The following is a 20,680-nucleotide window of genomic DNA, read 5'->3' as shown; positions in this document are numbered from 1 at the left end:
AAGGTTTTAAGAATGACTAAAACAGTAGGTTTATTAGTAATGGCATATGGTACGCCATATAAAGAAAGTGATATTGAACCATATTACACAGATATACGACATGGTAAAAGACCAACAGAAGAAGAACTTCAAGATTTAAAAAATCGTTATGAATTTATAGGTGGGCTTTCTCCACTTGCAGGCACGACAGATCGTCAAGCTAAAGCACTTACAGATGCACTTAATAAAACATATGATGATGTAGAATTTAAATTATATTTAGGATTGAAACATATTTCTCCTTATATTGAAGAAGCAGTTGAAAAAATGCATAATGATGGTATTACAGAGGCTGTTACAGTCGTATTAGCTCCCCATTATTCAAGTTTTTCAGTAGGTTCATATAATAAACGTGCTAAAGAAGAAGCGGATAAATATGGTATACAACTACATCATGTTGAACGTTATTATCAACAATCTAAATTTATTGAATACTGGACAAATAAAGTAAATGAAACATTAGCTGAAATTCCAGAAGAAGAACATGATGAAACAATTTTAATCGTGTCTGCGCACAGTTTACCTAAAGGATTAATAGAACGTAATAATGATCCTTATCCTAATGAAATTAAAGATACTATGGATCGTTTAGAAGCTTCTACAAATATTAAACATGTAGCGCAAGGTTGGCAGTCAGAGGGTAATACAGGTACGCCTTGGTTAGGACCTGATGTACAAGATTTAACAAGGGAATTATACAATGAACATCATTATAAAAACTTTATTTATACACCAGTTGGATTTGTTTGTGAACATCTTGAAGTACTTTACGATAATGATTATGAGTGTAAAGTTGTTTGCGATGACATTGGTGCTAATTACTATCGACCAGAAATGCCTAATACAAATCCGTTATTTATAGGTGCGATTGTCGACGAAATTAAAACAGTTTTTTAAAAAGGAAGGGACATGTTGTGAGTAAAAAAGTTGCAATTATAGGTGCTGGCATTACAGGTCTAGCCAGTGCATATTATTTTAAACATTACAATGAAGACATAGATGTAACTATTTTTGAAGCAACTTCAAGACCTGGAGGTAAAATTCAAACTTATCGACGCGATGGTTATACTATTGAACTTGGTCCAGAATCCTACTTAGGTCGAAAAACGATCATGACAGATTTAGCAAAAGATATAGGTCTTGAAGATGATTTAATTACGAATCAAACAGGACAATCCTACATTTTTGCTAAGAACCAATTGTATCCTATTCCAGGCGGATCAATTATGGGAATTCCAACAGATATTAAACCTTTCTTAAAAACACGTTTAATTTCCCCTTTAGGAAAATTAAGAGCAGGATTAGATTTAGTTATTCCGCCTATTAAAATAGAAAATGATATTTCGGTTGGTGAATTCTTCAGAAAACGTTTAGGAAACGAAATGCTGGAAAATTTGATTGAGCCCCTTATGGGAGGAATTTATGGAACAGATATTGATCAATTAAGTTTGATGAGTACATTTCCTAATTTCAAGTATAAAGAAGAATCATATGGTAGTTTAATTAAAGGAATGAAAGATGAAAAACGCGAACGTACAAGAAAACGTCAGCTTTATCCAGGTGCTCCTAAAGGACAATTCAAACAATTTAGACATGGGCTAAGTTCATTTATTGAAGCACTAGCTAAAAATGTTGAACAAAAAGGTGTACACTTCAAATATAATACACCAGTAGAAGATATTCATATTCATAATGATAATTATGAGATTGTTACACATAATAGTCGGGAGACGTTTGATGGTTTACTTGTTACGACACCGCATCAAACGTTTATGAAATGGTTTAATCATGATTCAGCATTTAAATACTTTAATACTATGGATTCTACTACAGTTGCAACGGTTGTATTTGCATTTGATGAGAAAAATATCGAAAATACCTATAATGGTACTGGATTTGTCATTGCAAGAACCAGTCATACTGATATTACTGCATGTACTTGGACGACTAAAAAGTGGCCGTTTACTACACCAAAAGGTAAAGTATTATTACGTGCGTATGTAGGAAAACCTGGCGATACGGTTGTAGATGACCATACTGATGAAGAAATTGTAAATATCGCACGTCGAGATTTAAGTAAAATGATGACGTTTAAAGGTGATCCAGATTTTACCATAGTGAATCGATTACCAAAAAGTATGCCACAGTATCATATCGGTCATATGACTCAAATTCGAAATATACAAAATCATGTAAAACGTCAATATAACGGGTTACGCATTACCGGTGCACCTTTTGAAGCGGTAGGTTTACCTGATTGTATTCAACAAGGCAAAAATGCTGTTGAAGAATTAATAGACGAGTTATAAATAAAGCATAGTAAATAGGCACTTTTTAGAGGTTACATTTGTCTCTTTAAAGTGCTTTATTTTAAAATAAATAGTCATTATTAAGAAGAAAAGGAGAATAAAAAATGACAGATGTAATTATTGTTCATTCACAAATAGGAAATGCACAAAATCATTGGTATCAATGGTTAAAACATAACTTAGCACTCGAAGGATATAATGTACAATTGTTTAATTTAGATAAAGCGGATAATAAAAAATTAGATATGTGGCTAAAGGCTATGAAACAACAAATTAAAATCAATCATCCCGATACGTATGTTGTAACACATGGCTATGGTTCAATCGCTGCTTTGAAATTTATTGAACAATTAGATTTAAAACGTCCAATAGAAGGCTTTTTTAGTATTGCTGGATTTAAAGAAGATGCTCAAGACATCGATGAATCTGTTAATTTAGATCATATTACCATTGATTATGATGAAGTTAAGAAAAAGGTGAAACACTTTCACGGTCTCGCTTCAAAAGATGATGAACATGTATCTTATAAAGAAACTGAAAAGTTATTACAAGCTTTAGGAGGATCAATTCGAATTGTTGAAGAAGGAGGGCACTTCCTAGAAGAAGAAGGCTTTGTTTCTTTCAGTGAATTACAAGAAAAAATGCAAAAATATATGACACAATAATGTTAGAGCGGGAAAGTATCAAATAGTAATATAAAGAGTAATAATAATTATGAGATTTTATACCCAAATTATCCCATAAAATAAAATTTTTTAAGTGTAGCGTTTTTTTACACAAATTAATTTATAATTTTTATTGACTATATAGGTGTTAATATATATACTAATAAAGTATTGAAAAAAGCACTAATTAAAAAATAATTATCTCATAATTATTTAAATTTATAATTAACGTATTGTAAAAATTATTTTAAAAAAGTGTTGACATTACAGTGGCTTAAATGATATATTAATTAAGTACTCATTTGAAGTGCTAATAATATTGGCGCGGGATGGAGCAGTTCGGTAGCTCGTCGGGCTCATAACCCGAAGGTCGGTGGTTCAAATCCGCCTCCCGCAATACATAATTTTATAGGTCTCGTAGTGTAGCGGTTAACACGCCTGCCTGTCACGCAGGAGATCGCGGGTTCGATTCCCGTCGAGACCGCCATTACTTTTGACTTATGATTAAGGTTCAGTAGCTCAGTTGGTAGAGCAATGGATTGAAGCTCCATGTGTCGGCAGTTCGACTCTGTCCTGAACCATTTACACTTTGGTGGTTGTGGCGAAGTGGTTAACGCATCGGATTGTGGTTCCGACACTCGTGGGTTCGATTCCCATCAACCGCCCCATAATCGTTATTAAGCGGGTGTAGTTTAATGGCAAAACCTCAGCCTTCCAAGCTGATGTTGTGGGTTCGATTCCCATCACCCGCTCCATAATTTAATTATTCCGCAGTAGCTCAGTGGTAGAGCTATCGGCTGTTAACCGATCGGTCGTAGGTTCGAATCCTACCTGCGGAGCCATGGCTCCTTGGTCAAGCGGTTAAGACACCGCCCTTTCACGGCGGTAACACGGGTTCGAGTCCCGTAGGAGTCATATAAACAGAAGTGAAACATCGCTTCTGTTTTTTTATTTAATTGAATAGAGGAGAGTTGTCCGAGTCTGGCTGAAGGAGCACGCCTGGAAAGTGTGTAGGCGCTTTATCGCGTCTCAAGGGTTCGAATCCCTTACTCTCCGTACAGTAGCTCAGAATGGTTATTTTCCATTCTGAGTTTTTTATAGATATGATATATCAAGTATTCAACTATATTTATCTTAAAATGGATAATATCTTTTTAAAAATAAAACAATCACAAAATAAATTCAAACATGAGTCCTGTTAAGTAATTTAAAAATCGTTATAATATAGAGTGTATAACTATTGGAGGAATGAATTTTGGAATTTTGGTTAAAAGAGCAAAGTATAAAAAACAAAAACAAAATCGCGGTTATAGATGGTCAGTATACATTAACATATAATCAATTATATTCTACAGCGTATCAGCTTTCAAAAAAATTATTATCTTTAAATGAAAGTAGGGTAGGACTATATATTGGAAACGACATTGATTCTGTTATTTTAGTGCACGCATGTTGGTTAGCGCAAATTGAAATTGCAATGATCAATACACGATTAACAACAACTGAAATGACTAATCAAATGAACTCAGTGAATGTTCAACTTATTTTAACTACAAAAGAGTTCGATTTATCTTCACATCAAGTTCTCTCATTTAATCAACTCAATGATTATCCTGATACGCCTAATCATAAACAATTTGATATTCATCGTATTGCATCTATTATGTTTACATCAGGGACGACAGGACCCCAAAAAGCAGTACCTCAAACATTTAAAAATCACTATGCAAGTGCATTAGGTTGTAAAGAAAGTCTAGGATTTGATCAACAAACGACATGGTTATCGGTTCTTCCAATTTATCATATTTCAGGACTTAGCGTGATTTTACGTGCTGTGATTGAAGGATTTACTGTACGTTTATTAAATAAATATAATACTGAAGATATGTTGACTATTATTAAAAACGAATATCCTACACATGTGTCACTTGTGCCACAAACGTTAAAGTGGCTAATGGATGCTGGTTTAAATAAACCATACTCAATTGAAAAAATATTACTTGGGGGTGCTAAATTATCATCCACGCTCATACAACAGGCATTGAGTTATCAATTACCTATTTATAATTCTTTTGGAATGACAGAAACATGTTCGCAGTTCCTAACCGCTTCGCCAGATATGTTAGCTAAACGATATGATACAGTAGGTAAACCAAGTGATAATGTTGAAGTATGTATTAAACAACCTAATGAAGAGGGACATGGTGAATTACTTATCAAAGGCGACAGTGTAATGAACGGATATTTGTATCCTAAAGATTTGGATAACACATTTGAAGATGGTTTCTTTAAAACAGGAGATATTGCAGAAATAGACAGTGATGGTTTTGTAATGGTTTATGATCGACGTAAAGACCTTATTATTAGTGGTGGAGAAAATATCTATCCTTATGAAATTGAAACAGTAGCTAAAACATTCAATGGAATTATAGATGCAGTATGTGTACCTAAAGAAGATGAGACTTGGGGTCAGATTCCAGCGCTTTACTATGTCTCAAGTGAAACAATTGAGGTTAATGATCTTATAAATTTTTTACAAGAACATTTAGCAAAATATAAAGTTCCTAAGATATATCAACACGTCAATGCATTACCTTATACTTCTACTGGAAAATTACAACGTAATAAAGTTGGAACTGAGGATCATTAAATGAAAATTATTGATATACAATTTTATTACTATAAAGCGCCGTTTCATTCTCCGATTACGACGCCTAAAGTCGAAATGACACATCGTAAAGCACTCATAGTACGATTTATTTCTGATGAAGGGAAAAATTATTTTGGTGAATGTAATGCATTTGAAACGGATTGGTATGATACTGAAACAATTGAGACAGTAAAAATACGAATACAACAATGGTCAAAAAAGATTTTAAATCAATCATTCAATACATTTAGTGACTGGTTACCTTATCTTGATGTATTAGATAGTTATCCAGCTACTAGATGTACTGTTGTGATGGCGGTTTATCAGATGTTTTATTCGCAACCGTGCTTTAACGTTGAATATGGGGCAACAGTAAGTGGTTTATCTTCTTCACAATTACAAACACTTAAAGACACAAAGCCAGCACGTATTAAATTAAAATGGAGTTCTCATCTCATTAACGATATAAAAAAGCTACGCAATGAACTTCCATTTGAATTTAGTCTTGCACTCGATGCAAATGAATCACTGGATATGTCACAATTTCAATTATTAAAAGAGATTGATCAACACAACCTTCTATACGTTGAAGAACCATTTAAAGATTTAAATGATTTAAGCTATATAGATGTTACTCATTATCCTGCTATTGCTATTGATGAAAAAACAACGGATGTACAATCAATTTTGAAAATTATTCATCAATATCCTATAACTGCGGTTGTGGTTAAACCATTTAGACTGGGAGGAATAGATAGAGCGCTAGAACTCATTCACTTATTAAAAGAGAAAGATATTAAAGTGATCGTTGGTGGGATGTATGAATATGGACTTAGTCGATATTTTACTGCTTTATTAGCAAAAGAAGGGTCTTATCCAGGAGATATTACTCCAGATGGATATTATTTTGAAACAGACTTTACACAAGGCATAGGCAAATTAAAAGAAGGATTGATATATTTCAATCCCCCTAAAGTTAATATAAATGCATTATCTGTTTATGAATGATGATGTGTATGTTTGTCTTTTTTTAAAGGTACGGGATCAAATCCACCTTCATGAAATGGATGGCATTTTAAAATACGTTTTACTCCCATATAGCCACCTTTAAATGCTCCATATACTTCTATAGCTTCTTTAGTATATTCAGAACAAGTAGGATAGAATCGACATGTTGGTGGTGTCATAGGGGAGATGAAATGCTGATAAATACGAATGATGCTTAGAAATAATTTTTTAAGCATAAATAAACCTCCTATAGACATTTGATTATTAAATAATTCTACCATATTTAAGAGGGGGATGAGTGATATGGAGTTTATCGATCAAGATGATAGACGAGTCACGATGCAATATAAAACTGATAACGATATACCGAATGGAAACCACGTTTTAGCTATTCCGATATTTCAAAATCAATTATTATTCACTAAACACTCTAAAAGAGGTATCGAGTTCCCTGGAGGTAAAGTTGAAATTAATGAAACTAGTCAACAAGCGATTGCTAGAGAACTTTATGAAGAAACAGGTGGAAAGGTAGAAGCCTTATATTATATCGCGCAATATCAAGTTCATACCTTTGATAAGTCACTTTTTAAAAAAGATGTGTACGTGATTAAAGTGAAATCAATTGAACATAAACATGATTATTTGGAAACAGAGGGTCCTATATTATTTCATCTAGTTAATGAGATTCCTGAGCACCAAAAAAGTTATTTAATTAAAGATGAAGCAATTTTAAAATGTTTAGAAAGGGTGAAAGATCTTGGGTATTACAAATATTAGAACAATGCCTGTTGAATCCAACACTCATCGATTTGAGGAAATAACTTATACAGTAGACGAATTAAATGTAAAAGCGTTACAGATGATCCCAGCGTATCATAATGTTAAACGAATTGTAGTGTATTTACGTGGTGGAAAAGGACAAGTTGGTAGAGTAAGAGCTTCAAGACTCATGCAATTTTCTGATCCGTATACATTAGTTATAGGTCCCTATTATAGAGGAAGTAATGGTAGTGAAGGAAAAGATGAATTTTGTAATGCTGATTTACATGATGTAACAGTACTTATTCGACTATTAAAAAATAAGTATCCCCAAGCTTTCGTCCATATGATTGGATTTTCAAGAGGTGGAATTCAAGGTTTATTATCATTTCAGGATGATCCAGTTGATAGTTATATTATTTGGGGTGGCGTTTCAGATGTTCATTTAATGTATGAAGAACGTGTGGATTTAAGGGGAATGCTAAGACGTATGGTAGGTCATCCGAAAAAAGATAAAAAGGCATATGAACAAAGAAATGCGATACGTACGTTGAATCAAAACAGTCCACCTATTTTAATTGTACATGGTGGTAAAGATTGGCAAGTGGGTATACATCAAGCGTATTTTCTTCAAGAACAACTAGAACGTAAAGGGGTCAAACATGATACATTTTATCAACTTGACGAAGGCCATGTCCCAAGACCGAAAGCATTGAAAGAAGTTTTAGATTATATACATCAATGGATGAATAATATAGAACAAGACTTACAAAGATGACTATAACAGTCATCATGTAAGTCTTTTGTTTAGATATATTATTAATGACTAAATCCACCATCTTTAGCAATATCTTTTACTTCATCTCCAAATGTTTTGAAGTTTTCTTCAAAACGTTTTTTTAAGTCATTAGCTTGATGACGATAAGCCTCAGGATCATTCCAAGCATGGATTGGATTTAAAATAGTCTTAGGCACATCTTCCATTTCAGTTGGTATACTTAAACCAAATATTTCATCTTTAGTAAATGTAGCTTGTTTTAGCTTGCCAGAAATAGCTTGATCTACCATATAACGTGTATAATGTAAGCTGATACGACGTCCAACACCATATTTTCCACCAGTCCATCCTGTATTTACTAGATATACATCAACATCATGGTCATCAATTAACTTACCAAGTAAATTCGCATATTTAGTAGGATGCAAAGGTAAAAATGGAGCGCCAAAGCATGTTGAAAATGATGGTTCAGGTTCTGTCACGCCACGTTCTGTGCCAGCTAATTTTGACGTAAAACCACTTAAGAAATGATACATTGCCTGAGATTTAGATAATTTAGAAATAGGTGGAAGTACACCAAATGCATCTGCAGTTAAGAAGATAATTGTATTAGGGTGTGCAGCTTTAGAAGGTAATACGATATTATCGATATGATGAATTGGATAAGCAGCACGTGTGTTTTCTGTGTTCGTATTATCATCAAAATCAACATGGCCACGTTCATTAACAATTGTATTTTCAAGAATAGTACCATATTGAATGGCATTATAAATTTGAGGTTCTTTTTCTTTAGATAAGTGGATAGCTTTTGCATAGCAACCACCTTCAATGTTAAAAATACCATTTTTATTCCAGCCATGTTCATCATCGCCAATTAATTTGCGAGTTGGCGTCGCTGATAATGTTGTTTTTCCTGTACCAGATAATCCAAAGAATAGAGCAACATCACCTTTTTCTCCAACATTGGCAGAACAATGCATACTCATAATATCTTGCATAGGTAATAAGTAGTTCATCACTGAAAAGATACCTTTTTTCATTTCTCCAGCGTATTCAGTACCACCAATTAAAATCACTTTATGTTTAAATGAAACAATAATAAATGTTTCAGAATGAGTACCGTCAACATCTGGATTGGCTTTAAAATGAGGGGCAGAAACGATAGTGAAATTTGGCTTAATATGACTTGCTTCCTCAATAGATTCAGGTCGGATAAACATGTTTTGTGCAAATAAATTATGCCATGCAAGCTCATTGATAATTTTTAATTTTAATTGTGAGTCTTTATCACTTCCGGCATAACCGTTAAAAACGTATAATTCATCTTTTTGATCTAAATAATCTAATACTTTGTTGTATAATTTTAAAAACACGTCTTCATCTATAGGTTGATTAATGTCTCCCCAATCAATATTGTCTCGATATGAAGGTTCGTTAACGATAAATTTATCTTTTGGTGAACGACCAGTATATTTACCTGTACTCATATTAATTGCGCCAAGTTCAGTAAGTTCACCTTCATTATTATTTAAAATCTTGTAATAAAGCTGAGTAGTAGAAAGTTGAAATAAAGTCGTTTCCTTCTCTAATAAGTGTTTGATTTTAGGTGTTTCACTGTATGTATCTATTGACATACAACATCCCTCCAAATATCTATTCATTTATATGTGTAAGCCCTTACATTAAAAAGTATAACATAATAATTTAATTATTCCATTGTAAATAAAAGAACATTTAAAAATCAAAATTGACAATTTTAAAGTATTTATGTAGTATAGGTCTTAACGGATTCTCTTATCCTGAGTGGTGGAGGGACATGGACCCAATGAAACCCAGCAACCTCTTTTTTTAAAAGAAAGGTGCCAAACCGTTTGCAGACGCAATATTTGTCTGAACGATAAGAGCGAATGGACGTTTAAGAGCCTTCTCTCTATCTAGATAGTTGAGAAGGCTCTTTTATTTTAAGCTCATTGTCAAAAGAGAATTTTCGTAAATATAGTTAAAAAAAGGAGCAAATCATGACTTATAATAAACGTTTATTTACATCAGAGTCAGTGACAGAAGGGCATCCAGATAAAATCGCCGATCAAGTATCTGATGCGATTTTAGATGAAATTTTAAAAGATGATCCTAATGCACGTGTCGCTTGTGAAACAACAGTAACAACAGGTATGGCTTTAATTTCTGGTGAAATTTCAACGTCTACATATGTAGATATTCCTAAAGTAGTACGAGAAACAATCAAAAATATTGGTTATACAAGAGCTAAATATGGTTACGATTATCAAACAATGGCTGTTTTAACAGCTATTGATGAACAATCACCTGATATTGCCCAAGGTGTAGATAAAGCACTTGAGTATCGCAATGATATATCTGAAGAAGAAATTGAAGCAACAGGTGCCGGAGACCAAGGATTAATGTTTGGTTATGCAACAAATGAAACCGAAACATATATGCCGCTTCCAATCTTTTTATCACATCAACTAGCGAAACGCTTATCAGATGTGCGTAAAGACGGTACCTTAGGTTATTTACGTCCAGATGGTAAAGTTCAAGTAACAGTAGAATACGATGAAAATGATAAACCTAAACGTATTGACACGATTGTGGTATCTTCTCAACATGCTGAAGACATTGAATTAGAACAAATCCAAAAAGATATTAAAGAGCATGTCATTTATCCGACTGTGCCTGAAGGTTTAATTGATGATGAAACTAAATTCTTTATTAATCCAACTGGTCGATTTGTTATTGGGGGTCCTCAAGGAGATGCTGGTTTAACTGGAAGAAAAATTATTGTAGATACATATGGTGGTTATGCTCGTCATGGAGGTGGCTGTTTCAGTGGTAAAGATCCTACAAAAGTAGATCGCTCTGCGGCATATGCAGCGAGATATGTTGCAAAAAATATTGTAGCAGCTGGATTAGCTGAGCAATGTGAAGTGCAATTAGCTTATGCAATTGGTGTAGCAGAACCTGTATCTATTGCTATTGATACATTTAAAACAGGTAAAGTTTCTGAAGGACAATTAGTTGAAGCGGTAAGAAAACATTTTGATTTAAGACCAGCAGGTATCATTAAAATGCTTGACTTAAAACATCCTATTTACAAACAAACAGCTGCATACGGACATTTTGGTCGTACTGATGTATTGTTACCATGGGAAAAATTAGATAAAGTGAATGTCCTAAAAGATGCCGTTCAAAAATAACATAGGATATATAGCAGTTAATTAGGTTAAACCTCGAAATTATCGTCTATTTCTATTATAATAGATAGATATTGACAGTTTAAAAGGAGCGTTATCTAATGAATTCATTTGGACCGGTTGAGATTGGTTTAATTGCAGCGATAATCATAGCGATTATATGTTTTATTCTATTTTTAGTTGCTTTGAAAAGTAAAAATAATATGAAACACAAAGCGAATGAAGAGTACAATCTCAAGGAGCAACAACTCAAATCTTCACATGAGGAAGCACTTGAAAAAGAACGTATTGAAAATAAAAAACAAGTAACGAAACAAAAAGAAGAATTTGAAGTTACAGTTAATGGAAAAGAACGTGAAATTGATGCTTTGAAATTATTTTCTAAAAATAAAAGTGAATACGTGACTGATTTGAGACTCATTGGTATTAGAGACCGTTTAGTTAAAGAAAAACGTATTAGACGTGAAGATATGCATATAATGGCTAATATTTTTTTACCAAGTAATGAGTTTAATAATATTCAACGTATTAGCCATCTTGTGCTTACTAGAACTGGTTTATATATCATTGATTCACAATTATTAAAAGGTCATGTTTATAATGGAATTAGTGGCGCACAATTTCAAGAATTACCAATGCTGAAGCAAGTATTTGATACACTTGATTTAAATACACAAGCGCCTCAAACGTTAGTTCTTGATCAACATGAAGATAATCATTCGAAACTATCATTTATTAATTATTCTGATCAACTTTCTGCAATTGAGAAGTTGGCTACAGATTTACAAACAGAATTAGGACTTAAATATACGCCAACATCAATTTTATATTTTAATCCTAAACATGATAAAGACGTAACGATTTCAAACTATGCACAAAGTTCAAGTGTTAAGGTTTTAGTTGGTCCTGAACAACTTGACGAATTCTTTAACAAATTTGTATTCCATGGACGTATTCAATATAATGTCGATGAATTACAAAATATTATGGATAAAATTGAATCATTTAACTAAAAGAGGCTACCATCAAAATTTTAAATTTTGATGGTACTTTTTTATTATAAGCGATGTTCATAAATATACTTTTAGGGTATATACAGAATAGTTATTTTTAAAGGAGGAAGTAAGATGGACTATATTGAATTCTATAATGGAAATCAAATGCCAATGTTAGGACTTGGAACATTTCGAGTAGAAAATGACGATACTTGTAAAGAAGCAGTTAAACATGCTATTGAATCTGGGTATCGTAGCATAGATACAGCTAAAGTATATGGAAATGAAGAACAAGTAGGCCAAGGTATCAAAGAAGGATTAGAATCAACAGGTTTAAATAGAGAAGATATTTTCGTAACATCAAAATTATTTTTCGAAGATTTCGGACGTAAAAATGTGGCTCAAGCCTACGAAACTAGTATCCAAAAACTTGGGTTAGATTACTTAGATTTATACTTAGTACATTGGCCAGGGACAAATGAAGCCATAATGATTGATACATGGAAAGGTATGGAAGATTTATATAAAGATAATAAAGTTAAAAACATTGGAGTTAGTAATTTTAATCCAGATCATTTTGAAGCATTATTAGCACAAGTGTCAATTAAACCAGTCATTAACCAAGTAGAATTTCATCCATACTTTACTCAAGAAAAACTTAGAAAATATTTAGAAGCTCAAAATATTTATATGGAATCTTGGTCACCATTTATGAATGCTCAAATTTTAAACGATGAAACGTTAAATGAAATTGGTAAAGAAGTTAATAAATCAGCAGCACAAGTTATTATTAAATGGAATATGCAACATAACGTCGTCGTTATTCCTAAATCAGTTACATCAAGCAGAATTGAAGAAAATATAGATGTATTTGATTTTGAATTATCAGCAGAGCAAATGAAACGAATTGATGATTTAAATAAAGATCAACGTATAGGACCTGATCCAGATACGTTTGAAGGTCAATAAATTTAATTAAAAAAGAGTGAACTTGTAGGTTAATTTACTACACAGTTCACTCTTTTGTTATATTATAAAACCAATCCAACAAGCAATAAATCCTATAACAAATTGCAATAGAGAATACATCATAAATTTAAAAAGTTTAAAAGACGGTGTTAGACATTGCGCAAGCTCATAAGACATGGTTGAAAATGTCGTTAAACCTCCTAAAAATCCAGTAATAAAAAACATATGTATCCAGTTTAAGTGAATAGAGAGGCCAGTTGTTAAACCAATGAGAAAACTTCCAATCCAGTTGACGATTAAAGTAGCAATAGGTATTGAAGTAGACCATTTGGATTTAGTGACATCAGTTAGCCATGCTCTAACGACAGCGCCTAAACCACCGCCAATCATAATTAAAAGAGCTTGTATCAAGATGTAAGACCTCCTAATGTCATACCTATCCAGCACAAGATAACACCAAAGCAATAACTTATAAATGCATAAACCAAAGCTAAGATAATATGATGGTTGTAAAGTAATGTGACTAACTCAAATTGAAATGTTGAAAATGTTGTTAAAGCGCCTAAAAAACCAGTTGTAATACCTTTTTTAATTTTAGGGTGATCTTTAAATAATTTAATCATTACTACAGATAGATAACCCATAAGAAAAGCACCTGACAGGTTAGCTATCAATGTGCCAATTGGAAAGGTGTTACTTTGATTCATAAAGGAAAACAAAAATCTTAATAAAGCGCCCAACATACCACCTATAAACACGGTTATATATTGCATAACATACTCACCTTTATATATTATTTTATGCGTATTTGATTATGAAAAAATGCCAAACGTTGTAATAGAAGCAAAAATATGGAACAAAATTACCACCAATATGAGATAAGGTAATATTTTAGAAGCGGTCTTAATCCAATCTTTATTTTTATAATTTAAATGTTTAATTGCTTTATCAGAAAATATAATTGAAGCCATAAGGATGACAACATTTACAATACTACATGCAATTAATAAATTTTTTATTGATTTAAATTGAATGCTTAATAAAGGATTAAATGTATTAAAATAAAAGCTAATAATTAAAAGAATAACTGATATATAAAAATATTTTTTTGATTTAGACATAATATACCTCCGATTTATACCATTAAATAATATTACCATATTTAATTTCATTTTTAATAGTACCTTTATCATATGGTTTTAATTTTCAGAAAATTAAAAGCAAAACATTCGCATACACAAAAAAAGCATGATATAAATAACATAACGAAATAGTAAAACATCCTGTACATAAAAAAATAATCATACATATGGTGTCTTTTCATAAAGCAAGCTATATTCGTAATATAAATGAGAAGGGAAGATTTTATGACTCAATTAAATGTAGACGTATTTGCTGATGGTGCAGATATCGAACAAATGAAAGCTGCATACAAAAATAAAGAAGTAGATGGTTTTACAACAAATCCTAGCTTAATGGCAAAAGCAGGTGTAACAGATTATAAAGCTTTTGCAGAAGAAGCAGTACGTGAAATTCCTGATGCTTCTATATCATTTGAAGTATTCTCAGATGATTTAGACACAATGGAGAAAGAAGCAGAAATTTTAAAGCAATATGGAGACAATGTGTTTGTTAAAATTCCAATTGTGAACTCAAAAGGTGAGTCTACAATCGAATTAATTAAAAAGTTATCAGCTGATCATGTTCGTTTAAATGTAACTGCTGTTTATACAATTGAACAAGTTAAAGCTATTACAGAAGCAGTGACTGAAGGTGTACCTACATATATCTCTGTCTTTGCGGGACGTATTGCTGATACGGGTGTAGATCCACTTCCTTTAATGAAAGAATCTGTAAAAGTCGCACATAGTAAAAATGGTGTTAAATTATTATGGGCAAGTTGCCGTGAAGTGTTCAATGTTATCCAAGCTAATGAAATTGGCGCCGATATTATCACTTGTCCAGCAGATGTTGTCAAGAAAGTTAACAATAATCTTGGACGCGATATTAATGAATTGCCAGTGGATACAGTTCAAGGATTTGCAAAAGATATTAAAAGTTCTGGATTATCAATATTATAAAATCACTATATCTAATTATGATCAACCGAGTCTAAGACTACAAACATGTCTTAGACTCGGTTTTAGTGTTATATGAATATCAAAGAGAAGGAGTAATAAAGTATCTTGAGTTGTATCTTTCTTTTTTATTGAGTTTGTTTTAAAATCGGTGTTCAGTTAAAATTTATAAATATAATTAAATAGAAAGGAATTAAGTTATGGAAGAAACTGCTTTTAGAGAAAAAGTAAGAAAACAATTGTGGTTTTTAAATAAAAAAGAAAAGCAATTATTAGAACATACTTTTGAACAAAATAATGCTTCATTTAATAATGCAGAACAGAAATTTATGAAACCTACTCGTTTTGCTAATCAATTTTTACAGGTTCATATTTTTCGAAATAAACATTTTTCAAATGGATATTTTTTCTTATTAATTATATTATTTGTTCTCACCTATATCCTATTACTAGGATGGTTTTTAGCTGGATTTATCGCAAGTTTAGCAGTAGTCAATCAGTTTATAAATCCTAAAGCAGAATTAAGTCTAATCTATCTTGTATTAATCTTAGTTTTTGCCATTATTAGTTTGGTTGTCAGTTTGTATCTCATAAGATTTGTGACTGCTTTGTTTACTAAAAGATTACTTGAATATAAGTTTAATGAAAAGAAGTCGTCTTATTAATTAAATAGGCTAATAGAATACTTTCTTGCCATTTTTTATAAACTAAAATGTAAGGCTCATCCACTACGCATTGAGCTGAATTATCAAAGGTAATAATGGTTTTATTTTGAGAAGACGTTAATCCAATAATACGTTGCGCATTAAAATATATTTGTATGGGTGCACGTTGATGTTTGATTGGAAATAAAATGACGTCTTTAGAAATATAAATAGGAACTAGTTTATTGATAGATAATAAGCGTTTAGCTAATTTAAGTTGTTGTGTATATGATTTATTAAATTGTTCTAGATAGTATATGACAATCTTTTTAATATGAAAGGGTAGAATCATATCATATGTTTTAAAACAACATTTAGTCTGAATTGTGGAACCTTCTAAAGTTTGAATGTATAACAAATCGAAAGTATTATGAGGTAACATGCCAATCACCTTCTAAATAATATTGCTGAAGTTTGATACGGGCAAAAGATTTATATTTTTTAATTGTAGTGTCTGAGACATTCATCTTTTTAGCGATTTCATATTGTTTGTATCCACGAAGATAATATATCAGCCATTGATATTCATTTGAATTTAAAATATATTTGAAATCATTAAAAAAAGATTCATCTTTCAATGTATAAGTTAAAGAATGATTTAACGCTGCAATATCTAAGCAGTCAATCTTCAATTGCTCCTTTCTAAAAAGATCAATAAGATAAAACTTTAATCGCTGATAAATAAAAGAGGATAAAGATACAGAAGAAGATGGGTTATAAATTTTGGAGATTTCCCACAATTTTATTAATAATAATTGATAAAATTCATCATAATTATAAGTGATACGGTATTGTCTTAACAAATGATGAATCATTTTATGATATTTTATGTGTAATGAACTAAAATCTGAAATAGTTATTCTTTCTCCTTAGTTATGTACATAAACAATATTTCCGGATGTATAAATTCTACATGAGGTATCGTGAATTTTCATTTGCTTAATTTAATAAATAGGTGTTAAATAGTAAACATAGAATCGTTGGATTGGATGATATATGGCTTTAACAAGTTTGTAAGATTAATATTCGACATTTGTACAATAAAATATAGGAGGTATGAAGTTGGATTACGCACATTTAAATCTTGAGCACTTTTTTGCAAGACATGATGATTTAGACGTCATTAGAGATCGTTCTGAATTTGTAATGATAAATAATTTTACAAATGAAATGATGTATCGTGATGGTGATATTGAAGGGACAATTGATTTAAATCAATATTATTATAAGAATAGATCGCAAGCTGTCAGTTTTATTATGATGGATTATAAAAGAAATAACGAATAATTAAATATGTTAACCTTACTACAAATAACTATATTTATTTAATAGATAAAAATCATTGAGTAATGAAATGTTGAGTATTTCATTACTTTTTATTTTTTATTAAATTTCAATTTTGTTACTTTTATTTTATGAATATGTAACATTATAATTATAAAATTGTTTATGAGAATTAAAAATGTTAGAATTTATTATCATAGATGACTTTTCTATAAATGAAATTACAACATTAACCTAAGAGGTGTGAATATGACAAAGCACAGAAAAGGTTCTATTATAGGCCTAATAGGGTTACTTATTATTTTAGTAGCAGCTGGCTTCATTTTTTTCTCAATGATTTCTGATCAGATATTTTTCAAAAAAGTAAATGAAGTAGAGAAAGTTCAACATGTGAACGTCACGCTTGATAAAGCTGCTGCAAAACAAATAGATAACTATACAAGTCAACAAGTATCGAATAAAAACAATAATGCATGGAGAGATGCATCAGCAAGTGAAATTAAAGGTGCAATGGATAGTAGTAAATTTATCGATGATGATAAACAAAAATATCAATTTTTAGATTTATCTAAATATCAAGGTATTGATAAAAATCGTATCAAACGTATGTTGTTCGATCGACCTACATTATTGAAACATACTGATGCTTTTGTAAATGCTGCAAAAGAAAAACATGTTAATGAAGTCTATTTAATTTCTCATGCATTATTAGAAACAGGTTCAGTAAAAAGTGAACTTGCGAATGGTGTAAATATTGATGGTAAAAAATATTATAATTTTTATGGCGTTGGAGCTTTAGATGAAGATCCAATCAAAACAGGTGCTGAATATGCGAAAAAACATGGTTGGGATACACCAGAGAAAGCAATTAAAGGTGGCGCAGACTTTATTCATAAACACTTCCTATCTCACGATGATCAAAATACATTATATAGCATGAGATGGAATCCTATGAATCCTGGTGAACATCAATATGCGACTGATATTAAATGGGCTGAAAGTAATGCGGAAATTATTGCTGATTTCTATAAAGAAATGAAAACAGAAGGTAAATACTTCAAGCTATATGTTTATAAAGATGATCAAAAACATCAATAATCAAAATAAAAACCAACATTATCTTTAATTAGATGATGTTGGTTTTTTTATTTATTCAGCTTTGTTTTTTCTTGAAGCCCAAGTAAATCCAATGATAAAAACAATTAATGTTTTTAATAAAAATTTCATTGTTTAGTCACCTCAATATCTAAATTTTAACATAGTTACACATGATTATTTATGTTTTGAAATGGATCATCGTGTTAATAGTGAAACATTTTGAAGTCGAGAATCGTATTGGTATAATATGATAATATTCAACATAATACAAATATATAAAAGGATGATGTTAAATATGCGAGTAGCAATTATAGGCATGGGTACAGCAGGTGTAAGTGTACTTAGACAACTCGTTAAACATAAAGACTTTAAGCAATTAAAAGTCGATGTCTACGATAATGAATTTAATATGGGACAGGGTGTTCCTTTTCAAAATGATAGTAGTCAATTATTAATTAACTTACCCACTAAAAAGATGAGTTTAAATTTAGATGATGATGAAGAGTTTTGGAAATGGTATCAAACACAATCTGATTTTACGTTTAAAAATCCAAAGTATTTACCAAGATTTGTTTTTGGCCATTATATGAAATCATACTTATCAAATTATGAGACATTATATGATAACCTTACAGTCATTAAACAACCAGTACAAGAAGTCTTCATTAATTCAAATATAGATGAAACCACATTGAAATATTATGTCTGTACGTCTAAAGATATGAAGCATTGTCAAGTATATGATTACATATTTTTAACTATAGGTACTTTATCATATCACGATCCTTATTATTTAAAAGGTATAAAAGGTTATATTCAAACTCCTTACCCTACATATAATACTTTAGATGATGTACAAGAATCTGATGATATTGCTATTATTGGAACAGGATTAGCTAGTTTAGATGTAGTGCGTTATGTAGCGTTTCATCATCCTAAACTACCTATCACAATGACGAGTCGTTCTGCTCAATTGCCTAGCGTAAGAGGAAACATGAAAAAAATTGAGTTTCAATGTTTAACAAAATCTAAATTTAATGATATTAAAAATAAGTACTTTGGAAATGTGCCATTAGAGAAAGCATTCGATTTATTTAAAGAAGAGTGTGATTTAAATGGTATTGATTTACAGAAATTGGTTCACCGCCGAACAGGAGATACGATTAAAGATTTAAATTATGATTTAGAACATCCAGATGAGATAGGTATATTCCAAACATTAATAGAGAATGTCAAAGAAAATTTAAATTGGATTTGGAATAGTTTTAGTCGTCAAGATCAAATTGAATTCGATAAACGTTTCACTAAAATTATTCAACTTAACTCAAACCCTATGCCTCCAAGAACTGCAAAACTCATCAAGCAATTAATAAAAGATGGTTCATTAGTGATTAGAAAGGATTTAGAAAATGTGGTACATAAAAATGGATTATTTAATTTAAAATTTAAAAATGATGAACAATGGTATCCACATCATATTATTATTAATGCAACAGGTTCTAAAACACATTTAAAAGATTTAGATGAAGATGATCAATTTATCTTAAATCTTCAAAATCGACAAATTGTTCAAGCCCATCCTATGGGTGGAATACAAATTATCCCAGAAACAAATCAGGTGATTAGTCCAAGATATGGTACTTTAAATAATATGATTGCTATTGGACAAATCACTAATGGAGTAAATAAATTGCGGAATGGAGTAAAAATGATTGTTAATCAAGCGGTAAGTGCAGTGGATTATTTATATGAAATTCGAAAAGAATTTGATCATACAGTATAATGCTTTACACAATAATGAATAAATATCTCTTTAAGAGTTAAATTTAAAAATCAAATTGAAATTCTTTATTTGTAATTTTCCAAAAATAAATGTAAGATGATATATGTAGTACTAAACTACGATGACTCAAATTTAATCACAATTTCATACGTATTCTTTCGGGGCAGGGTGTAATTCCCAACCGGCAGTAATTAAGCCTGCGACCCACTTAATCTTAATTTATTAAGTGGCTGATCTAGTGAGACTCTAGAGCCGACAGTAAAAGTCTGGATGGGAGAAAGAATCAATCACATCATTACTGAATGATGTATAAGCATGCACAATATAAAAATTGTAGTACGCTTATTTA

22 protein-coding genes, 8 tRNA genes and 2 riboswitches are annotated in these 20,680 nt (G+C 31.2%); of the genes, 23 read left to right on the top strand and 7 right to left on the bottom strand.

What is annotated here, in order from left to right; translation table 11 throughout:
- The first annotated feature begins 12 nt into the window (after nt 1-12).
- The 13 genes from hemH (at nt 13) to menC (ending at nt 6,671) form a co-directional block, all read left to right on the top strand.
- Nucleotides 13-936: a ferrochelatase gene (gene hemH, locus NR218_RS08905; RefSeq protein ID WP_019835694.1), complete on the top strand. Its 924-nt coding sequence runs from the start codon at nt 13-15 to the stop codon at nt 934-936.
- 17 nt (nt 937-953) lie between these two features.
- Nucleotides 954-2,348, top strand: a complete 1,395-nt coding sequence (hemY, locus tag NR218_RS08900) for a protoporphyrinogen oxidase (protein ID WP_048682829.1) — start codon at nt 954-956, stop codon at nt 2,346-2,348.
- A 104-nt stretch (nt 2,349-2,452) separates the two neighbouring features.
- Nucleotides 2,453-3,013 carry an RBBP9/YdeN family alpha/beta hydrolase gene (locus NR218_RS08895; protein WP_019835695.1) on the top strand — a complete coding sequence of 187 codons (561 nt, stop codon included), beginning with the start codon at nt 2,453-2,455 and terminating at the stop codon, nt 3,011-3,013.
- A 323-nt stretch (nt 3,014-3,336) separates the two neighbouring features.
- Nucleotides 3,337-3,410: transfer RNA gene (locus tag NR218_RS08890), tRNA-Met, on the top strand.
- Nucleotides 3,411-3,424: 14 nt separating this feature from the next.
- Nucleotides 3,425-3,500, top strand: a tRNA-Asp gene (locus NR218_RS08885).
- 21 nt (nt 3,501-3,521) lie between these two features.
- A tRNA-Phe gene (locus NR218_RS08880) sits at nt 3,522-3,594 on the top strand.
- 11 nt (nt 3,595-3,605) lie between these two features.
- Nucleotides 3,606-3,681: transfer RNA gene (locus NR218_RS08875), tRNA-His, on the top strand.
- Nucleotides 3,682-3,694: 13 nt separating this feature from the next.
- Nucleotides 3,695-3,768: transfer RNA gene (locus NR218_RS08870), tRNA-Gly, on the top strand.
- Between the two features lie 12 nt (nt 3,769-3,780).
- Nucleotides 3,781-3,855 (top strand) — tRNA-Asn (locus tag NR218_RS08865).
- 1 nt (nt 3,856) lies between these two features.
- Nucleotides 3,857-3,928, top strand: a tRNA-Glu gene (locus NR218_RS08860).
- 50 nt (nt 3,929-3,978) lie between these two features.
- Nucleotides 3,979-4,069: transfer RNA gene (locus NR218_RS08855), tRNA-Ser, on the top strand.
- A 199-nt stretch (nt 4,070-4,268) separates the two neighbouring features.
- On the top strand, nt 4,269-5,663 hold the full coding sequence (menE, locus tag NR218_RS08850) for an o-succinylbenzoate--CoA ligase (RefSeq protein ID WP_265883327.1): 1,395 nt from the start codon (nt 4,269-4,271) through the stop codon (nt 5,661-5,663).
- Nucleotides 5,664-6,671 (top strand): o-succinylbenzoate synthase, encoded by a 1,008-nt coding sequence (gene menC, locus NR218_RS08845; protein ID WP_070663334.1) that lies wholly within the window; start codon nt 5,664-5,666, stop codon nt 6,669-6,671. It abuts the gene before it with no gap.
- Here the strand turns inward: menC and yidD are convergent.
- Nucleotides 6,662-6,907, bottom strand: a complete 246-nt coding sequence (gene yidD / locus NR218_RS08840) for a membrane protein insertion efficiency factor YidD (protein WP_017176376.1) — start codon at nt 6,905-6,907, stop codon at nt 6,662-6,664. The genes menC and yidD overlap by 10 nt on opposite strands.
- Nucleotides 6,908-6,974: 67 nt before the next feature.
- On the opposite strand from yidD, the gene ytkD reads away from it, so the two are divergent.
- Nucleotides 6,975-7,448, top strand: coding sequence for an RNA deprotection pyrophosphohydrolase (ytkD, locus tag NR218_RS08835; protein WP_017176375.1), 474 nt, complete (start codon nt 6,975-6,977; stop codon nt 7,446-7,448).
- The gene (locus NR218_RS08830) at nt 7,429-8,208 is read left to right on the top strand and encodes an alpha/beta hydrolase family protein (RefSeq protein WP_017176374.1); all 780 of its coding nucleotides are present in this window, start codon (nt 7,429-7,431) and stop codon (nt 8,206-8,208) included. The genes ytkD and NR218_RS08830 overlap by 20 nt, the downstream gene beginning before the upstream one ends.
- A gap of 41 nt (nt 8,209-8,249) precedes the next feature.
- Here NR218_RS08830 and pckA read toward each other — a convergent pair whose 3' ends face one another.
- A complete protein-coding gene (gene pckA / locus NR218_RS08825) occupies nt 8,250-9,842 on the bottom strand; it encodes a phosphoenolpyruvate carboxykinase (ATP) (RefSeq protein WP_048761772.1) in 1,593 nt (530 codons plus the stop codon).
- A gap of 157 nt (nt 9,843-9,999) precedes the next feature.
- Nucleotides 10,000-10,112: riboswitch (SAM riboswitch) on the top strand.
- A 114-nt stretch (nt 10,113-10,226) separates the two neighbouring features.
- On the opposite strand from pckA, the gene metK reads away from it, so the two are divergent.
- The 3 genes from metK to NR218_RS08810 all read left to right on the top strand — a co-directional run bounded on the left by metK (nt 10,227) and on the right by NR218_RS08810 (nt 13,384).
- A complete protein-coding gene (gene metK / locus NR218_RS08820; protein ID WP_017176372.1) occupies nt 10,227-11,423 on the top strand; it encodes a methionine adenosyltransferase in 1,197 nt (398 codons plus the stop codon).
- Between the two features lie 98 nt (nt 11,424-11,521).
- Nucleotides 11,522-12,433, top strand: a complete 912-nt coding sequence (locus tag NR218_RS08815; protein ID WP_265883326.1) for an NERD domain-containing protein — start codon at nt 11,522-11,524, stop codon at nt 12,431-12,433.
- Between the two features lie 114 nt (nt 12,434-12,547).
- Nucleotides 12,548-13,384, top strand: coding sequence for an aldo/keto reductase (locus NR218_RS08810; protein ID WP_017176370.1), 837 nt, complete (start codon nt 12,548-12,550; stop codon nt 13,382-13,384).
- Nucleotides 13,385-13,441: 57 nt separating this feature from the next.
- On the opposite strand, the gene NR218_RS08805 is transcribed toward NR218_RS08810, so the two are convergent.
- Genes NR218_RS08805 through NR218_RS08795 form a run of 3 tightly spaced genes read right to left on the bottom strand, consistent with a single transcriptional unit; the run spans nt 13,442 to nt 14,505 of the window.
- Nucleotides 13,442-13,795, bottom strand: coding sequence for a fluoride efflux transporter FluC (locus NR218_RS08805; RefSeq protein ID WP_017176369.1), 354 nt, complete (start codon nt 13,793-13,795; stop codon nt 13,442-13,444).
- Nucleotides 13,792-14,157, bottom strand: coding sequence for a fluoride efflux transporter CrcB (gene crcB, locus NR218_RS08800; protein WP_049382126.1), 366 nt, complete (start codon nt 14,155-14,157; stop codon nt 13,792-13,794). The genes NR218_RS08805 and crcB overlap by 4 nt, the downstream gene beginning before the upstream one ends.
- A gap of 39 nt (nt 14,158-14,196) precedes the next feature.
- Nucleotides 14,197-14,505 carry a hypothetical protein gene (locus NR218_RS08795; RefSeq protein WP_049379367.1) on the bottom strand — a complete coding sequence of 103 codons (309 nt, stop codon included), beginning with the start codon at nt 14,503-14,505 and terminating at the stop codon, nt 14,197-14,199.
- 246 nt (nt 14,506-14,751) lie between these two features.
- On the opposite strand from NR218_RS08795, the gene NR218_RS08790 reads away from it, so the two are divergent.
- Nucleotides 14,752-15,465, top strand: coding sequence for a transaldolase (locus tag NR218_RS08790; RefSeq protein ID WP_017176366.1), 714 nt, complete (start codon nt 14,752-14,754; stop codon nt 15,463-15,465).
- A 197-nt stretch (nt 15,466-15,662) separates the two neighbouring features.
- A complete protein-coding gene (locus tag NR218_RS08785) occupies nt 15,663-16,127 on the top strand; it encodes a membrane protein (protein WP_017176365.1) in 465 nt (154 codons plus the stop codon).
- On the opposite strand, the gene NR218_RS08780 is transcribed toward NR218_RS08785, so the two are convergent.
- Together NR218_RS08780 and NR218_RS08775 are read right to left on the bottom strand one after the other, a co-directional pair.
- The gene (locus tag NR218_RS08780) at nt 16,102-16,548 is read right to left on the bottom strand and encodes a competence protein ComK (protein WP_017176364.1); all 447 of its coding nucleotides are present in this window, start codon (nt 16,546-16,548) and stop codon (nt 16,102-16,104) included. The genes NR218_RS08785 and NR218_RS08780 overlap by 26 nt on opposite strands.
- Nucleotides 16,535-17,020, bottom strand: coding sequence for a sigma-70 family RNA polymerase sigma factor (locus tag NR218_RS08775; protein ID WP_265883332.1), 486 nt, complete (start codon nt 17,018-17,020; stop codon nt 16,535-16,537). The genes NR218_RS08780 and NR218_RS08775 overlap by 14 nt, the downstream gene beginning before the upstream one ends.
- 208 nt (nt 17,021-17,228) lie before the next feature.
- Here NR218_RS08775 and NR218_RS08770 point away from each other — a divergent pair, with 208 nt between their 5' ends.
- The 3 genes from NR218_RS08770 (at nt 17,229) to NR218_RS08760 (ending at nt 20,331) form a co-directional block, all read left to right on the top strand.
- Complete coding sequence (locus tag NR218_RS08770) at nt 17,229-17,453, top strand: hypothetical protein (protein WP_002449634.1); 225 nt, start codon at nt 17,229-17,231, stop codon at nt 17,451-17,453.
- A 246-nt stretch (nt 17,454-17,699) separates the two neighbouring features.
- Nucleotides 17,700-18,548 (top strand): N-acetylglucosaminidase, encoded by an 849-nt coding sequence (locus tag NR218_RS08765; RefSeq protein WP_037541107.1) that lies wholly within the window; start codon nt 17,700-17,702, stop codon nt 18,546-18,548.
- 295 nt (nt 18,549-18,843) lie between these two features.
- Nucleotides 18,844-20,331 (top strand): FAD/NAD(P)-binding protein, encoded by a 1,488-nt coding sequence (locus tag NR218_RS08760; RefSeq protein ID WP_049379364.1) that lies wholly within the window; start codon nt 18,844-18,846, stop codon nt 20,329-20,331.
- 150 nt (nt 20,332-20,481) lie between these two features.
- Nucleotides 20,482-20,617: riboswitch (FMN riboswitch) on the top strand.
- Nucleotides 20,618-20,680 lie beyond the last annotated feature (63 nt).

This window comes from Staphylococcus sp. SUC_1.2 (assembly GCF_026222585.1).
The sequence above is the reverse complement of the archived record's forward strand: the minus strand, read 5'-3'. Positions and strand labels throughout refer to the sequence as shown.

Excerpts from the sequence above, each read along its gene's own strand:
- hemH (WP_019835694.1), top strand. The coding sequence starts at position 13 with ATGACTAAAACAGTAGGTTTATTAGTAATGGCATATGGTACGCCATAT.
- NR218_RS08895 (WP_019835695.1), top strand. The coding sequence starts at position 2,453 with ATGACAGATGTAATTATTGTTCATTCACAAATAGGAAATGCACAAAAT.
- menC (WP_070663334.1), top strand. The coding sequence starts at position 5,664 with ATGAAAATTATTGATATACAATTTTATTACTATAAAGCGCCGTTTCAT.
- yidD (WP_017176376.1), bottom strand. The coding sequence starts at position 6,907 with ATGCTTAAAAAATTATTTCTAAGCATCATTCGTATTTATCAGCATTTC.
- ytkD (WP_017176375.1), top strand. The coding sequence starts at position 6,975 with ATGGAGTTTATCGATCAAGATGATAGACGAGTCACGATGCAATATAAA.
- pckA (WP_048761772.1), bottom strand. The coding sequence starts at position 9,842 with ATGTCAATAGATACATACAGTGAAACACCTAAAATCAAACACTTATTA.
- metK (WP_017176372.1), top strand. The coding sequence starts at position 10,227 with ATGACTTATAATAAACGTTTATTTACATCAGAGTCAGTGACAGAAGGG.
- NR218_RS08815 (WP_265883326.1), top strand. The coding sequence starts at position 11,522 with ATGAATTCATTTGGACCGGTTGAGATTGGTTTAATTGCAGCGATAATC.
- NR218_RS08810 (WP_017176370.1), top strand. The coding sequence starts at position 12,548 with ATGGACTATATTGAATTCTATAATGGAAATCAAATGCCAATGTTAGGA.
- crcB (WP_049382126.1), bottom strand. The coding sequence starts at position 14,157 with ATGCAATATATAACCGTGTTTATAGGTGGTATGTTGGGCGCTTTATTA.
- NR218_RS08795 (WP_049379367.1), bottom strand. The coding sequence starts at position 14,505 with ATGTCTAAATCAAAAAAATATTTTTATATATCAGTTATTCTTTTAATT.
- NR218_RS08790 (WP_017176366.1), top strand. The coding sequence starts at position 14,752 with ATGACTCAATTAAATGTAGACGTATTTGCTGATGGTGCAGATATCGAA.
- NR218_RS08785 (WP_017176365.1), top strand. The coding sequence starts at position 15,663 with ATGGAAGAAACTGCTTTTAGAGAAAAAGTAAGAAAACAATTGTGGTTT.
- NR218_RS08780 (WP_017176364.1), bottom strand. The coding sequence starts at position 16,548 with ATGTTACCTCATAATACTTTCGATTTGTTATACATTCAAACTTTAGAA.
- NR218_RS08765 (WP_037541107.1), top strand. The coding sequence starts at position 17,700 with ATGACAAAGCACAGAAAAGGTTCTATTATAGGCCTAATAGGGTTACTT.
- NR218_RS08760 (WP_049379364.1), top strand. The coding sequence starts at position 18,844 with ATGCGAGTAGCAATTATAGGCATGGGTACAGCAGGTGTAAGTGTACTT.